Annotated in this window: 12 protein-coding genes and 1 pseudogene; 9 read left to right on the top strand and 4 right to left on the bottom strand. The window is 65.9% G+C overall.

The features are described from left to right. Positions 1-6 precede the first annotated feature (6 nt). Positions 7-438 (top strand): copper chaperone PCu(A)C, encoded by a 432-nt coding sequence (locus ACXJJ9_RS11450; protein WP_457097300.1) that lies wholly within the window; start codon positions 7-9, stop codon positions 436-438. Between the two features lie 29 nt (positions 439-467). Here ACXJJ9_RS11450 and ACXJJ9_RS11455 read toward each other — a convergent pair whose 3' ends face one another. The 3 genes and pseudogenes from ACXJJ9_RS11455 to ACXJJ9_RS11465 form a co-directional block, all read right to left on the bottom strand. Then, positions 468-875, bottom strand: coding sequence for an acyl-CoA thioesterase (locus ACXJJ9_RS11455; protein WP_457097301.1), 408 nt, complete (start codon positions 873-875; stop codon positions 468-470). 20 nt (positions 876-895) lie between these two features. Next, positions 896-3,757, bottom strand: a pseudogene (uvrA, locus tag ACXJJ9_RS11460) (excinuclease ABC subunit UvrA); the annotation flags it as partial. Positions 3,758-3,933: 176 nt separating this feature from the next. Beyond that, positions 3,934-4,989 carry an OmpA family protein gene (locus tag ACXJJ9_RS11465; protein ID WP_457097302.1) on the bottom strand — a complete coding sequence of 352 codons (1,056 nt, stop codon included), beginning with the start codon at positions 4,987-4,989 and terminating at the stop codon, positions 3,934-3,936. A gap of 187 nt (positions 4,990-5,176) precedes the next feature. Here ACXJJ9_RS11465 and rplU point away from each other — a divergent pair, with 187 nt between their 5' ends. From rplU to obgE, 3 genes are all read left to right on the top strand, one after another. Continuing rightward, positions 5,177-5,485, top strand: coding sequence for a 50S ribosomal protein L21 (gene rplU / locus ACXJJ9_RS11470; protein ID WP_386748936.1), 309 nt, complete (start codon positions 5,177-5,179; stop codon positions 5,483-5,485). A 15-nt stretch (positions 5,486-5,500) separates the two neighbouring features. After that, positions 5,501-5,761 carry a 50S ribosomal protein L27 gene (rpmA, locus tag ACXJJ9_RS11475; protein ID WP_310053372.1) on the top strand — a complete coding sequence of 87 codons (261 nt, stop codon included), beginning with the start codon at positions 5,501-5,503 and terminating at the stop codon, positions 5,759-5,761. 135 nt (positions 5,762-5,896) lie between these two features. After that, a complete protein-coding gene (gene obgE, locus ACXJJ9_RS11480; RefSeq protein ID WP_457097303.1) occupies positions 5,897-6,994 on the top strand; it encodes a GTPase ObgE in 1,098 nt (365 codons plus the stop codon). A gap of 106 nt (positions 6,995-7,100) precedes the next feature. On the opposite strand, the gene rpsT is transcribed toward obgE, so the two are convergent. Beyond that, positions 7,101-7,370: a 30S ribosomal protein S20 gene (gene rpsT / locus ACXJJ9_RS11485; RefSeq protein ID WP_187711742.1), complete on the bottom strand. Its 270-nt coding sequence runs from the start codon at positions 7,368-7,370 to the stop codon at positions 7,101-7,103. 143 nt (positions 7,371-7,513) lie between these two features. On the opposite strand from rpsT, the gene murJ reads away from it, so the two are divergent. From murJ to ispH, 5 genes are all read left to right on the top strand, one after another. Further along, the gene (murJ, locus tag ACXJJ9_RS11490) at positions 7,514-9,103 is read left to right on the top strand and encodes a murein biosynthesis integral membrane protein MurJ (protein ID WP_457097497.1); all 1,590 of its coding nucleotides are present in this window, start codon (positions 7,514-7,516) and stop codon (positions 9,101-9,103) included. Between the two features lie 123 nt (positions 9,104-9,226). Beyond that, entirely contained in the window at positions 9,227-10,204 is a 978-nt protein-coding gene (locus tag ACXJJ9_RS11495) for a bifunctional riboflavin kinase/FAD synthetase (RefSeq protein ID WP_457097304.1), read from the top strand. A 71-nt stretch (positions 10,205-10,275) separates the two neighbouring features. Beyond that, positions 10,276-13,104, top strand: a complete 2,829-nt coding sequence (ileS, locus tag ACXJJ9_RS11500; protein WP_457097498.1) for an isoleucine--tRNA ligase — start codon at positions 10,276-10,278, stop codon at positions 13,102-13,104. Positions 13,105-13,184: 80 nt separating this feature from the next. After that, the gene (gene lspA / locus ACXJJ9_RS11505) at positions 13,185-13,697 is read left to right on the top strand and encodes a signal peptidase II (protein ID WP_457097305.1); all 513 of its coding nucleotides are present in this window, start codon (positions 13,185-13,187) and stop codon (positions 13,695-13,697) included. 9 nt (positions 13,698-13,706) lie between these two features. Then, positions 13,707-14,657 (top strand): 4-hydroxy-3-methylbut-2-enyl diphosphate reductase, encoded by a 951-nt coding sequence (gene ispH / locus ACXJJ9_RS11510; RefSeq protein ID WP_457097306.1) that lies wholly within the window; start codon positions 13,707-13,709, stop codon positions 14,655-14,657. The last annotated feature ends 4 nt before the right edge of the window (positions 14,658-14,661 follow it).

Consider the following 14,661-nt stretch of genomic DNA (forward strand, 5'->3'; position numbering starts at 1 on the left):
AGGCGCATGAACCTGCTTCTAGCCAGCACCCTGGCGCTCGGCCTTGCCGCCGTCCTCCCCGCGTGCGCGCGCGAGTGCCTCCCGCAGGTGCGTGATGGTTGGGTCCGGCTGGCGCCGGTGAAGATGCCGATGATGGCCGGCTTCGGCCGCATCGAGAATCACTGCCCGAGTCCGGTGACGATCACCGGCGTGAGCAGTCCCGCGTTTGGCGATGCATCACTGCACGAGACGCGCATCGTGGATGGCGTCAGCCGCATGCGCGAGCTGTCCGAGCTGCGCATCGGGCCTGATGGGGCGGCGGTATTGAAGCCGGGCGGCATGCACCTGATGCTGATGCAGCCGCGTACCGGGTTGAAAGAGGGCAGCCGTGTCGCTGTCGAATTCGCGCTGAAGGACGGTCGCGTCCTGCGCGGTGAACTGGAAGTGCGCAAGCCCTGACGCCGCGGCGCTGGGCCCCGGCGCCCACGTCAAGTCATTGCGGCACGCACGGTGTCGGGCAAGGCAATGGGGCGGCCGCTGGCGCGATCGATCCACACCACGACCACGTGGCCGTCGCAATAGAGCGTCGCACCGTCCTCGGACTTGATCCGGTGGCCGATGGTCACGCTGCTGCCGCCAATGCGATCGGTGAGGAGTTCGACGACCACGTCGGACGGATAGGGGATCGGCATCCGGTAATTCAACTGCACCGCCGCCAACAGGGGCGCCATCACATCATTCACCCACTCGCCATTCCAGCTGGCGAACCAGCGGATGCGCGCCTCTTCGAGGTAAGTGAGGAAATTGGAATTGTTGACGTGGTTGAACGCATCCAGGTCGCGCCAGCGCAACGCAACCGGCATGCGGAACAATACGGGCCTGCTGTCGTCGTTCATGCGGCGGACTTCTTTTTCTGCGGCTTCGCCTTGCGCGTGGATTCGCCGGGAGTGATGCCCAGCAGCGGGGCGAGGAAGCGGCCGGTATGCGAATGCGGCAGCTTCGCGATCTCCTCCGGCGTGCCGGTCGCGAGGATGGTGCCACCGCGATGGCCGCCCTCGGGGCCGAGGTCGATCACCCAGTCGGCGGTCTTGATCACGTCGAGGTTGTGTTCGATCACCACCACCGTGTTGCCATCGTCGCGCAGGCGGTGCAGCACCGCGAGCAGATGCTCGATGTCGTGGAAATGCAGGCCGGTGGTTGGCTCGTCGAGGATGTAGAGCGTGCGCCCGGTGTCGCGGCGCGAGAGTTCCTTCGACAATTTCACGCGCTGGGCTTCGCCGCCGGACAGCGTGGTCGCCGACTGCCCCAGCTTGATGTAGCTCAGGCCGACGTCCATCAGGGTTTCGAGCTTGCGCGATATCGACGGGATCGCCTCGAACAGGTTCAGCGCGTCCTCGACGGTCATCTCGAGCACGTCGTTGATGTTGTAGCCCTTGTAAAGGACTTCCAGCGTTTCGCGGTTGTAGCGCTTGCCGCCGCATACGTCGCAGGGCACGTACACGTCAGGGAGGAAGTGCATCTCGACCTTGATCAGGCCGTCGCCCTGGCACGCCTCGCAGCGCCCGCCGCGCACGTTGAAGCTGAAACGGCCCGGCGAATAGCCGCGCGCCCGCGCTTCGGGTACCTGTGCGAACAACTCGCGCAGCGGGGTGAACAGACCGGTGTAGGTCGCCGGGTTGGAGCGCGGGGTGCGGCCGATCGGCGACTGGTCGATGTCGACGACCTTGTCCCACAGGTCGAGGTTTTCGTGCGAACGATGCGCTGCCGGCGTGTGCGAGGCGCCGTTCAGTTCGTTGGCGGCAAGCGCGAACAGGGTGTCGTTGATCAGCGTCGACTTGCCCGAACCGGATACGCCCGTGACGCACGTGAACAGGCTCGCCGGGATCGCGAGGTCGACATCCTTCAGGTTGTTGCCGCTGGCGCCATGCAGGTGGAACGTGGTCTTCGCGTCGGGCTTGTGCCGCTTGGCCGGAATCTCGATGCGCTTCTTGCCGCTGAGATACTGCCCGGTGAGCGAGCGTGGCCCCTTCAGTACGTCGGCAAGTTGCCCCTGCGCGACGATCTCGCCGCCGTGCACGCCGGCACCCGGGCCGATGTCGACGATGTAGTCGGCGAGGCGGATCGCGTCCTCGTCGTGCTCGACCACGATCACGGTGTTGCCGAGGTCGCGCAGGCGGGTGAGCGTGCCGAGCAGGCGCTCGTTGTCGCGCTGGTGCAGGCCGATCGAGGGTTCGTCCAGCACGTACATCACGCCGACGAGGCCGGCGCCAATCTGCGAGGCCAGCCGGATGCGCTGCGCCTCGCCGCCGGAAAGCGAATCGGCCTTGCGTTCCAGGGTGAGGTAATCGAGGCCGACGTCGACGAGGAAGCGCAGGCGGTCGCCGATTTCCTTGACGATCTTGATCGCGATCTCGCCGCGCCAGCCCGGCAGGTTGAGTGTCCTGAAGAAGTTCAGGGCCTCGTCGATCGGGAGGACGACGAGGTGCGGGAGCGGCTTGTCGGCGACGAACACGTTGCGCGCGGCGCGGTTGAGGCGGGCGCCATGGCATTCGGTGCAGGATCGTTCGCTGATGTACTTCGCCAGTTCCTCGCGGACCGCGGCGGATTCGGTTTCCTTGTAGCGGCGCTCGAGGTTGGGGACGATGCCCTCGAAGCGGTGCTTGCGCTGGTGGCGCGTGCCGCTTTCGCTGGTGTAGGTGAAGTTGATCAGGTCGTCGCCGCTGCCGAACAGCACGGCATCGCGCTGCGGGTCGCTCAGCGATTGCCATGGCGTGTCGACGCTGAACTTGTAGTGCTTGGCCAGCGACTGGATCAGGGCGAAGTAGTAGGCGTTGCGGCGATCCCAACCACGCACGGCGCCCGCGCCCAGGGAAAGCTCCGGGTGCACGACCACGCGTGCGGGATCGAAGAACTGAGCCACCCCCAGGCCGTCGCAGGTCGGGCAGGCGCCGACCGGCGAGTTGAACGAGAACAGGCGCGGCTCCAGTTCCGGCAGCGAGTAGTCGCAGACCGGGCAGCTGTACTTGGACGAGAACAGCAGGGGCTCGGCTTCAGGTTTGTCGAGCGAATGCACGGCGGCCATGCCGTCGCCGAGTTTCAACGCGGTTTCGAAGGACTCGGCCAGCCGCTGTTTGATGTCCTCGCGCGGCTTGAAGCGGTCTATCACCGCCTCGATCGTGTGCTTGACGCGAAGTGCCAGTGGCGGCACCGCATCGATTTCGTACAGGGCGCCGTCGACGCGCACGCGCACATAACCCTGCGCGCGCAGCTGCTCGAATATCTGGGCGTGCTCGCCCTTGCGTTCGCGCACGACGGGGGCGAGCAGCATGTAGCGTTGCTCGGGATCCAGGGTGAGGACCTGGTCGACCATCTGGCTGACCGTCTGTGCTTCCAGCGGATAGTGGTGGTCGGGGCAGCGCGGCGTGCCCACGCGCGCATACAGCAGGCGCAGGTAATCGTAGATCTCGGTGATGGTGCCGACGGTGGAGCGCGGGTTGTGCGAGGTCGCCTTCTGCTCGATCGCGATCGCAGGCGACAGGCCCTCGATGTGGTCGACGTCCGGCTTCTCCATCACGCTGAGGAACTGGCGCGCATAAGCCGACAGCGACTCGACATAGCGGCGCTGGCCCTCGGCGTAGATCGTGTCGAAAGCCAGCGAGGACTTGCCTGAACCCGACAGGCCCGTGATGACGATCAGCTTCTCGCGGGGCAGGTCGAGATCGATGTTCTTGAGGTTGTGCGTCCGCGCGCCGCGGATGCGGATGAAATCCAGCGCCATTGAGTCGGAATCCGGGGGCGAACAGGGGAGCGTAGCGAGGGGAAGAGGTTGGGGCAAATCGCCGTATTGCCAGCCTCGCCCAGTGCGCTGCGGGAGCAGTGTTCAGTTCGGGTGCCCGCAGCAAAAAACGGGGGCCGAAGCCCCCGTTTTTGTCGTGCCTATCGCGATCCGGGCAATCACTTCATCACGGTGAATTCCATGCGCCGGTTCTGCGCGCGGCCTTCCTCGGTGTTGTTGTCCGCTACCGGCATGTCCTGGCCATAGCCCTTGCTGGTCAGCATGTCGGCACCCACGCCGAGTTCGACCAGCCGCTTCGCCACCGCGGCAGCGCGGGCTTCCGATAATTTCTGGTTGGCGGCGGCGTCGCCGGTGTTGTCGGTGTGGCCGCCAATCTCGATGCGGGTGCCGGCGGGCGCCCGTTTGATTGCGTCCGCGGCCTTGCTGAGGATGTCCTGGCTGTCGGCGGAGATGTTGGCGCTGTCGGTGTCGAAATGGACCACCATCAGGTTCAGTGCCTTGACCAGATCGTCGGCGGTGAAGCCGGCGGTTAGCTTCGCCAGCGCTGCGGCGGCCGCTTCGGTGGAGCGTTCCATTGCCCGACCGAGGTCCGGCATGGCCGCCGTGGGTGCGGCGGTCTTGGCGGGCGGGGTCATCGCAGGCGCGACCACCTCCTCACGCTTGCAGCTCTTGAAGGCCAGGAACCCGGCGATCACCAGCGCAGCCAGCGCCAGCCAGGGCAGCAGGCGGCCCATGCCACCTCGCGCCACGGCATCGGCCTGTCGCACACCCGCGCCCGCGGCCCGGGTGCCCGCCGCCATGGTGGCGGCGCCCAGGCCCCCCAAGCCCCCCAGCCAGCCGCTCAACCGGTCTGGCAGGCTCATCGGGAGCTGGCCGTTATCACTCAACTCGTTGACCGCGTCCGGCAGCATCGCCGCGGCGGCGTTGCTCACCGTGGCCTGAGGCAATCCCAGCTTGCTGGCGATGCCACCCAGGGCGTCCGCGCCGAGCACGCCTTCGAGCTGGCCTGGGCTGATGGGCTGCCTGGGGCCGCTACCCAGCCAGGATTGGACCATGTCGCCCATGCCCTGGCTGCGGAAAGCCTGCAGGAATCCGGCCGGCCCCCCGCTCTTGGCGTTGAAGATCAGCCCGATCAGCAGGCCCAGGAGCTGTTTGGCCTTGTCCGGGGCCAAACCGAACCGGCCGGCCGCCTGTTCAACGATGCGGTCGAACATGGTGTCCTCCGAATGAAGCACCGCAACTGGCGGCCGCCGGACTACAGCACGGGGTCCGTTAAGGGTGTGCCAGCTTTTCGGTGAGAGGGGCAGTTGACCCTAACTCGCTGAAACCTATAGAATTCCGCTTCTGTCCGCCCGATCCGGGTGCGGCAGGCGACCAAAATAACTACAGAGGAATCTGGTCATGTACGCAGTTGTACTCACCGGCGGTAAGCAATACCGCGTAATGAAGGGCGAGACGCTCCGCGTCGAACTGCTCGATGTCGAAGCCGGCAGCGAGATCAAGCTCGACAACGTGCTGATGCTCGGCGACGGCGAAACCGTCAAGCTCGGCGACGCGCTCAAGGGCGCTTCCGTCAGTGCCAAGGTCATCGGCCACGGCCGCGCCGACAAGGTGCGCATCGTGAAGTTCCGTCGCCGCAAGCACCACCGCAAGCAGATGGGTCACCGTCAGCACTACACCGAAATCGAAATCACCGGCATTGCCGGCTAAGCAGGAGAAGCAGCCATGGCACACAAAAAGGGCGTAGGTTCCTCGCGCAACGGCCGCGACTCCAACCCGAAGTACCTGGGCGTCAAGATCTACGGCGGCCAGGCCATCGAGGCCGGCAACATCATCGTGCGTCAGCGCGGTACCAACTTCCACCCGGGTTCGGGCGTCGGCCTCGGCCGCGACCACACCCTGTTCGCGCTGATCGACGGCAAGGTCGAGTTCTCGACCAAGGGCCTGAAGAAGCGCCGCACGGTCAGCGTCGTCGCTGCCGAGTAATCGAGCGACGTCTGCAGCCCCGCGAAGCCCCGCCGCAGGCGGGGCTTTGTATTTCAGGAACCTGCGAATGCAGGTCTCCGCCCATGCGATACGTTTCGTTGTGAAGCGTCACGCCTTCCTATCTAATTCCTTCCCATGAAACTCGTCGACGAAGCCGAAATCCAGGTCATCGCAGGTGACGGCGGCAACGGTTGCGTTGGCTTCCGCCGTGAGAAGTTCATTCCGCTCGGCGGCCCCGATGGCGGCGATGGTGGCGATGGCGGCAGCGTCTGGCTGGTCGCCGACGAGAACCTCAACACGCTGGTCGATTTCCGCCACCAGAAGCAGTTCCGCGCCCGGCGTGGCGAGAACGGCATGGGCCGGCAGATGTACGGCAAGGCCGGCGACGACCTCACCATCACCGTGCCGGTCGGAACCGTGGTCACCAACGTCGAAACCGACGAGGTGATCGGCGACCTCACCCGGCACGGCGATCGCCTGCTTGTTGCGAAGGGCGGCAAGGGCGGCCTGGGCAACATGCACTTCAAGAGCTCGATCAACCGCTCGCCGCGCAAGGCGCTGCCCGGCCTGCCCGGGGAAGAGCGCGCGCTCAAGATGGAGCTGAAGCTGCTCGCCGACGTCGGCCTGCTGGGCTTCCCCAATGCCGGCAAGAGCACCTTCATCCGCGCGGTGTCGGCGGCTACGCCGAAGGTCGCGGACTATCCGTTCACCACGCTGTATCCGAACCTCGGCGTGGTCAGCGTCGAGCCGCATCGCAGCTTCGTGATTGCGGACATCCCCGGCCTGATCGAAGGCGCGGCGGAGGGCGCGGGTTTGGGAACGCAGTTCCTCAAGCATCTGCAGCGCACGCGCTTGCTGCTGCACCTTGTCGACATCGCTCCGATGGAAGGTGGCGTCGAAGGCATCAGTCCGGCCGAGCAGGTGCGCGCGATCGAGCGCGAACTGGAAAAGCACGATCCCGAGCTGCTGCAGAAGCCGCGTTGGCTGGTGTTGAACAAGGCCGACCTGCTGCTGGAAGAAGAGCAGCAGGCCGAGGCGCAGGCGATCATCGACGCGCTCGGTTGGAAGGATCGCTGGTACCTCGTGTCGGCGATTGGCCGTGAGAACACCTGGCCGATCATGCTTGAGGTCATGAGCTTCTTCGACCAGCTCAAGCAGGCAGCGCAGGAAGCTGCTGATGAAGCGGCCTATCGTGCGCAGGCCGGGACAGGCCACGTCGACGATGCCGTCTGACGTCGCTGCCCGCGCGGATAGCGCCTTCGCCGGCAACAAAAAAGCCCCGCTCTTGGCGGGGCTTTTTCAGCAGGCGCTCGTGGCGCCTGCTCGAAGCACGCTTGCCTCAGGCAGCCGACAGCGCCTTGATGCGCGCGGTCAGACGGCTCTTGTGACGGGCAGCCTTGTTCTTGTGGATCAGGCCACGCGAGCTGAAACGATCGAGAATCGGCTGGGCCACGACGAAGGCGGCCTGGGCGCCGGCGGCGTCGTTGGCGTCGAGTGCCTTGAGGACCTTCTTGACGGCGGTGCGGAGCATCGAACGCTGAGCGGCGTTGCGGGCATTGCGCACGACGGTCTGCTTGGCGCGCTTCTTGGCGGACTTGATATTGGCCACGACAGGGAATCCTGGAAACTGGTGTTGAAGGGTTTTGGGAAAATCAGACAGAAAATTATGGGCGATTCAGTAGCTTGCGTCAACAACCTGCATATCCACGGTTCCGGAAAGTCCCAGGGGAGGGGCGCATGAGCCGCCCGAAGATGATCCGGGGCCTGCTTTCGTTCAGCAGCATGACCATGGTCTCCCGGGTCCTGGGGCTGATCCGCGACATCGCGATCACCTCGACCTTCGGTGCCAATGCCGCCACGGACGCCTTCTGGGTGGCCTTCCGCATTCCCAACTTCATGCGCCGACTGTTCGCCGAAGGCTCGTTCTCGACCGCCTTCGTGCCGGTTTTCACCGAGATCAAGGAAACCCGGCCCCACGCCGACCTCAAGGAGCTCATGGCCCGGGTCTCGGGCACGCTGGGCGGCGTCCTGCTGGTGGTGACGGCCCTGGGCCTGCTCTTCACCCCCCAGGTCGCGTGGTTGTTCAACCTGGGCGGCGAGGCGCATTCGGAAAAGTTTGGCCTGACCGTCGACCTGCTGCGGCTGACCTTCCCGTTCATCCTGTTCGTGTCGCTGACGGCGCTCGCGGGCGGCGCGCTGAACAGTTTCCACCGCTTCGGCATGCCAGCGCTGACGCCGGTCATCCTCAACCTCTGCATGATCGCGGGTGCCCTCTGGCTGTCGCCGCACCTGCAGGTGCCGATCACGGCGCTGGGCTGGGCCATCCTGGCGGGCGGCATCCTGCAGCTGCTGTTCCAGTTGCCGGCATTGCGGGGGCTGGATCTGCTGACCCTGCCGAAGTGGGGGTGGAACCATCCCGATGTGCGCAAGGTGATGAAGCTGATGGTGCCGACGCTGTTCGGCTCTTCCATCGCGCAGATCAACCTGCTGTTCGACACGGTGATCGCGGCGCTGCTGTACACCGGTTCGCAGACCTGGTTGTCCCAGGCGGACCGCTTCCTCGAATTGCCGCTGGGCGTATTCGGTATCGCACTGGGCACGGTCATCCTGCCGACGCTGTCGCGCCACCACGTCAATACCGACCACGAAGGGTTCTCCAAAGCGCTCGACTGGGGCCTGCGCACGACCCTGCTGATCGCGTTGCCGGCGATGCTCGGGCTGATGCTGTTGTCGCAGCCGCTGGTCGCGACGCTGTTCCAGCACAAGCAATTCACCGCGTTCGACACGCGGATGGCAGCGATGTCGGTGTTCGGGCTCAGCTTCGGCCTGCCGGCCTTCGCCCTGGTGAAGATCGTGCTGCCGGCGTTCTACGCGCGCCAAGACACGCGTACGCCAGTGCGCGCAGGCGTGGCGTCCCTGGTCGCCAACATGGTCCTGAACGTCGTGTTCCTCGCGATCCTGTTCGTGCTTATGGTCCCGGCTGACAAGCAGGGCAACGTCATGCAGGGCCTGGCGAGCACGCCTGGCCTGCACCTGGCGATTGGCCTGGCCAGCGCGTTGGCGAGCTACCTCAACCTGATGCTGCTTTGGCATTGGCTGCGCAAGGCGGGGGTGTACCAGCGCCAGCCGGGCTGGACGCGCCATTTGACCCGACTTGGGCTGGCCTGCGCCGCGATGGCGATTGCGCTGCTCGTGGCATTGCATTGGATTCCCGACTTCACCGTGATCGGCAAGTGGGAGCGGATCGGTTACCTGGCCGCACTGGTCGGCGGTGGCGGCGCGGTGTACCTGGGGGCCTTGGTGGCCCTCGGGTTCCGCCCGCGCGATCTGCGCGAGCATTGAGACCGGGCCACGCCGGCTATACTTCAGTGATGCGGTCGATCCGCAGATTTGATCTGAAAAGCCCGGCCCTGCCGGGCTTCGGCTGAAAGCCCGGCCGAGTGCGCCGGGCCCCACAGAGATTCCATGAGCAGGCTGTTTCGCGACGTCGAAGGCGGGCCCCGTTGCCCGCACGGCAGTGTGGTCTGCATCGGCGCCTTCGACGGCCTGCACCTAGGGCATCAGGCGTTGGTGCGCCGCACCGTCGAGCGTGCGCGCGAGTTGGACGTGCCTGCGGTGGCCTTGAGCTTCGAACCGTTGCCGCGCGAGTTCTTTGCGAAGGGCAATCCGCCCCCGCGCCTCCTGTTGCCGCACGCGAAGGTGGCGCGCCTGCTGGCGCTGGGTGTCGATCAGGTTGGCCTGCTCCGTTTCAACAGTCGGCTCAGCAGCCTCGCCGCCGAGGACTTCGCGCGCGTCGTGCTGCGACAGCGCCTGTCGGCGCGCGAGGTCTGGGTCGGCCCCGAATTCCGCTTCGGCAAGGGCCGGGCGGGCGACATCGCCGTGTTGCGGCGCGTGGGCACGGAACTCGGCTTTGCAGCCGATGAAATCGCCCCGGTCGAACTCGATGGCGAGCGCGTCTCCAGCACTCGAATCCGTATCGCGCTGCAGTCGGGCGATTTCGCTGGCGCCGCGCGCCTGCTGGGGCGCCCGTATTCGATCGGCGGCCATGTCGTGCGCGGCCGGCAGCTGGGCCGTGAACTCGGCTTCCCTACGGCCAACATCCGTTTCGCCGGCAAGATGCCCGCGCTGTCCGGCATCTACGCGACCTGGGTGCATGGCGTCGGCAGCGGGCCCCGGGCTTCGGTGTCCAGCCTCGGCACTCGGCCTACGGTCGCCGGCGTGGAGCCTCTGCTCGAAGCGCATCTGTTCGACTTCGCGGATGACCTGTATGGCCGCCGCATCGAGGTCGAATTCGTCGCCAAGCTGCGCGATGAGCTGAAGTTCCCCGACCTCGATTCCCTCACCGGACAGATGCATCGCGACGCAGCGCAGGCACGTGCGATCCTGTCCTCCGGTTTTTCCAACGCCTCCTCGACGAGCCTTCGCCAGAGCGCCCCGCTGTGACCGACCAAGAAACCAGCCCAGACACCAGCAGGTACAAGTCCACCCTGCAATTGCCCGCGACGGAATTCCCGATGCGCGGCGACCTGCCCAAGCGCGAGCCGGAAACCCTGGCCCGCTGGGAAAGCGAGGGCCTGTACCAGCGGATTCGCGAGAAAACCGGCGGCCGCGATAAGAGTTTCGTATTGCACGACGGCCCGCCGTACGCCAACGGTGCGATCCATATCGGCCACGCGGTCAACAAGGTCCTCAAGGACGTGATCGTGAAGTCGAAGCTGCTCGCCGGCTTCGACGCGCCCTACGTGCCGGGTTGGGACTGCCACGGCCTGCCGATCGAGCATGCGGTGGAGAAGAAGTTCGGCAAGGTCGGCGACAAGCTCGACGCCGCTGCATTCCGCGCCAAGTGCCGTGAATACGCCGCCGAGCAGATCGACCTGCAGCGCCGCGACTTCAAGCGCCTGGGCGTGCTCGGTGACTGGGAAAACCCTTACCGCACCATGGACTTCGCCACCGAAGCCGGGATCATGCGTTCGCTGGCGAAGATCATCGAACGTGGCCACCTGGTGCGTGGCGCCAAGCCGGTGCACTGGTGCTTCGATTGCGGTTCGGCTTTGGCGGAGGCGGAGATCGAATACGCCGACAAGGTGTCGCCGGCCGTCGATGTCGCCTACAGCGCACGCAACCCGCAGAAGCTGGCGTCCGTGTTCGGCGTGTCGGTGGAGGAGGGCATCGATGTCGCGATGCCGATCTGGACGACCACGCCGTGGACGTTGCCGGCAAGCCTTGCGGTGACGGTCGGTCCCGACCTCGAATACGTGCTGGTCGAGGGCCCGGCTTACGCCGACGGCCGTCGCCGCCTGCTCGTGCTCGCCGAAGCGCTGGCGACGAAGGCGCTGGCTCGTTATGGCGTCGCCGATGTCGTCGTGCTCGGCAACGTCAATGGCAGCGAGCTCGAAGGGCAGCACCTGCAGCATCCGTTCTATCCGGAGCGCGACATTCCCGTGCTGGTGGGCGAACACGTCACCGCCGACGAGGGTACCGGCGTCGTGCACACGGCGCCGGGGCATGGCCAGGAAGACTTTGTCGTCGGACAGCGCTACGGCCTGCTCGACAAGTACACCGCCGCGCAGATGAACCCGGTCGACGGGCGCGGTCTGTACCTGCCGTCGACGCCGCCCGCCCAGGTGGGGACAGGCGAGGGGCTCACGCTCGCCGGCCTGCATATCTGGAAGGCGAACGACGCGATCATCGAAGTGCTGCGCACCAGTGGCCACCTGCTCGCTCACGCCAAGCTCGAACACAGCTATCCGCACTGCTGGCGCCACAAGACGCCGGTGGCGTTCCGCGCCACGCCGCAGTGGTTCATCTCGATGGAGCAGGCCAACCTGCGCCGCGATGCCCTGCACGAAATCGGCCAGGTCAAGTGGATCCCGGAATGGGGTGAAGCACGCATCTACGGCATGATCGAAGGCCGTCCGGACTGGTGCGTCAGCCGCCAGCGCACCTGGGGCGTTCCGATCGCGCTGTTCGTCGATCGCGAAACCCAGGAACCCCATCCGCGTGCGTCCGAACTGATGCGCCGCGTCGCCGACGTGGTCGAGCGCGAAGGTGTCGACGCCTGGTATTCGTTCGATCCGGCTTCGCTGCTGGGCGACGAGGCGGCGAAGTACGACAAGGTCACCGACATCCTCGACGTCTGGTTCGACTCGGGCGTGACCCATGAATGCGTGCTCGCACAGCGTCCGCAGGACGGCCTGCACAAACCGGCCGAGTTGTACCTGGAGGGCTCCGACCAGCACCGCGGTTGGTTCCACAGCTCGCTGCTCACCGCCGTGGCGATGGACGGCAAGGCGCCGTACCGCCAGGTGCTCACGCACGGCTTCACCGTCGACGAACAGGGCAAGAAGATGTCCAAGTCGATCGGTAATACGGTCGAGCCGCAGAAGGTGATCAACGCCATGGGCGCGGACGTGCTGCGCCTGTGGATCGCGTCTACCGACTACCGCAACGAGATGTCGGTCTCCGACAACATCCTCAAGCGAAGCGGCGACGTATACCGGCGCATCCGCAACACCGCGCGCTTCCTGCTCGCCAACCTCAACGGCTTCGATCCGGTGCAGCACCTGCGCCCGCTCGACGACATGGTCGCGCTGGACCGCTGGATCGTGCACCGCGCGTTCCAGGTGCAGCAGCAGATCGCCAAGGCCTACGAGGACTACGACTTCGCCGCGATCGTGCAGGCGCTGTCGAATTTCTGCAGCGTCGATCTGGGATCGCTGTACCTGGACGTCACCAAGGACCGCCTCTACACGATGCGCGAGGACTCGCGCGGCCGTCGGTCGGCGCAGAGCGCGATGTACCGGATCTCGGAAGCCTTCGTGCGCTGGATCGCGCCCATCCTCAGCTTCACCGCCGACGAGATGTGGCGGTACCTGCCTGCTGTTACCGGCGATGGCCGGCGCGAGGACAACGTGCTGTTCGCGACCTGGTACGACGGCCTGGCGCCATTGTCGGACGGTGCACCGCTCTCCGCGGCCGACTTCGACCGCCTGCTGGCGTTGCGCGAGGAAGTCAGCCGGACGCTCGAGCCCATGCGCGCCGCGGGCGAAATTGGTGCTGCGCTGGAAGCCGAGATCGGCCTGCGTTGCAGCACCGCGGACCAGAACTGGCTCGTGCCGATGGCCGATGAACTGCGGTTCCTGTTCATCAGTGGCGACGTGGAGGTGCTGGCCGATGACGCGGCCAAAGACATTGCCGTGCTCGCGACGCGCACGCGCAAGAGCAAGTGCGTACGTTGCTGGCACTACCGTGGCGACGTCGGCACGGATGCGGAGCATCCGGAGTTGTGCGCACGCTGCGTCGGCAATGTCGAAGGGCCGGGCGAGGATCGCCGCTGGTTCTGAGTACCACGTGCGCCGGAGCGTTCCGGTCCTGAGGAATAACAACCAGCGTGCGGAAGCCCGCACCACACTCGCGGTAGGTCATGTCCAATAGCAAACCCAACGCCCTTTCCTGGCTGCTGCTCTCCGTGGTCGTCATCGTGCTCGACCAGTGGAGCAAGAACTGGGTAGTGACTTCGCTGCCGGAGTTCACCGCGGTTCCCGTGATCGACGGCTTCTGGAACTGGTACCGCACCTACAACACCGGGGCGGCGTTCAGCTTCCTGAGCGATGCGGGCGGCTGGCAGAAATACCTCTTCACCGTGCTCGCCTTCGGCATCAGCGGCCTGCTGGGCTACTGGCTCGCGCGCACGCCGCGGCGCGAGTGGCGCACGGCCCTGCCTTACGCGCTGGTGATAGGCGGCGCCGTCGGCAACGTCATCGACCGGCTCATCCACGGCAAGGTGATCGACTTCATCCAGTGGTACTGGCGCGACCATTACTGGCCTGCATTCAACATCGCCGACTCGGCCATCGTGGCCGGTGCGGTGGGCATCGCCCTGTTCGGCCTGGTGGGCGGCAACAAGCGGTCCGCCGACGCCGGGCGCCGGGGTTAAAATCACCCCATGGACGTCCTGCTAGCCAATCCCCGCGGTTTCTGCGCCGGTGTCGACCGCGCCATCGAAATCGTCAAGCGCGCCCTGGAAACGCTGGGTGCCCCGATCTACGTGCGCCACGAAGTCGTGCACAACCGTTTTGTCGTCGACGACCTCAAGCACCGCGGCGCGATCTTCGTCGAAGAGCTGCATGAAGTGCCCGACAACGCCACCGTGATATTCAGCGCCCACGGCGTCTCGCAGGCGGTACGCAATGAAGCGGGACGGCGCGGATTGAAGGTGTTCGACGCGACCTGCCCGCTGGTGACGAAGGTGCATCTCGAGGTCGCGCGCAATTGCCGCGCCGGTCGCGACGTGGTGCTGATTGGCCATGACGGCCATCCCGAAGTCGAAGGCACGATGGGGCAGTGGAGGCGGGAAGCGGGCCTGGGCCAGATCTATCTGGTCGAAGACATCGAGGATGTGCTCGCGCTCGAAGTCAGCCAGCCCGACAACCTCGCCTACACGACCCAGACGACGCTGTCGGTCGATGACACCCGTGCGGTGATCGAGGCACTGAAGGCCAAATACCCGGCGATCCAGGGGCCGAAGAACGACGATATCTGCTACGCCACCCAGAACCGTCAGGACGCCGTGCGCGAGCTCGCGGCGCAATGCGACCTGGTGCTGGTGGTCGGTTCGCCCAACAGTTCCAATTCCAACCGCCTGCGTGAGCTTGCCGAGCGCGAGGGCGTCCAGGCCTATCTGATCGATGGCGCCATCGAGATCGACCCGCAGTGGGTGCAGGGCCGCAAGCGCGTCGGCATCACGGCCGGCGCGTCCGCTCCGGAAGTGCTGGTGCGCGGCGTGATCGAGCGGCTGCGGGAACTGGGCGCCGCGCACGTCGCCGAACTTTCCGGCGAGCCGGAAGACATGGTTTTCGCCCTGCCCAAGGAGCTGCGGGTGCAGCTGGTCGATTGACCCT

The organism is Lysobacter sp. P5_B9, assembly GCF_054049835.1.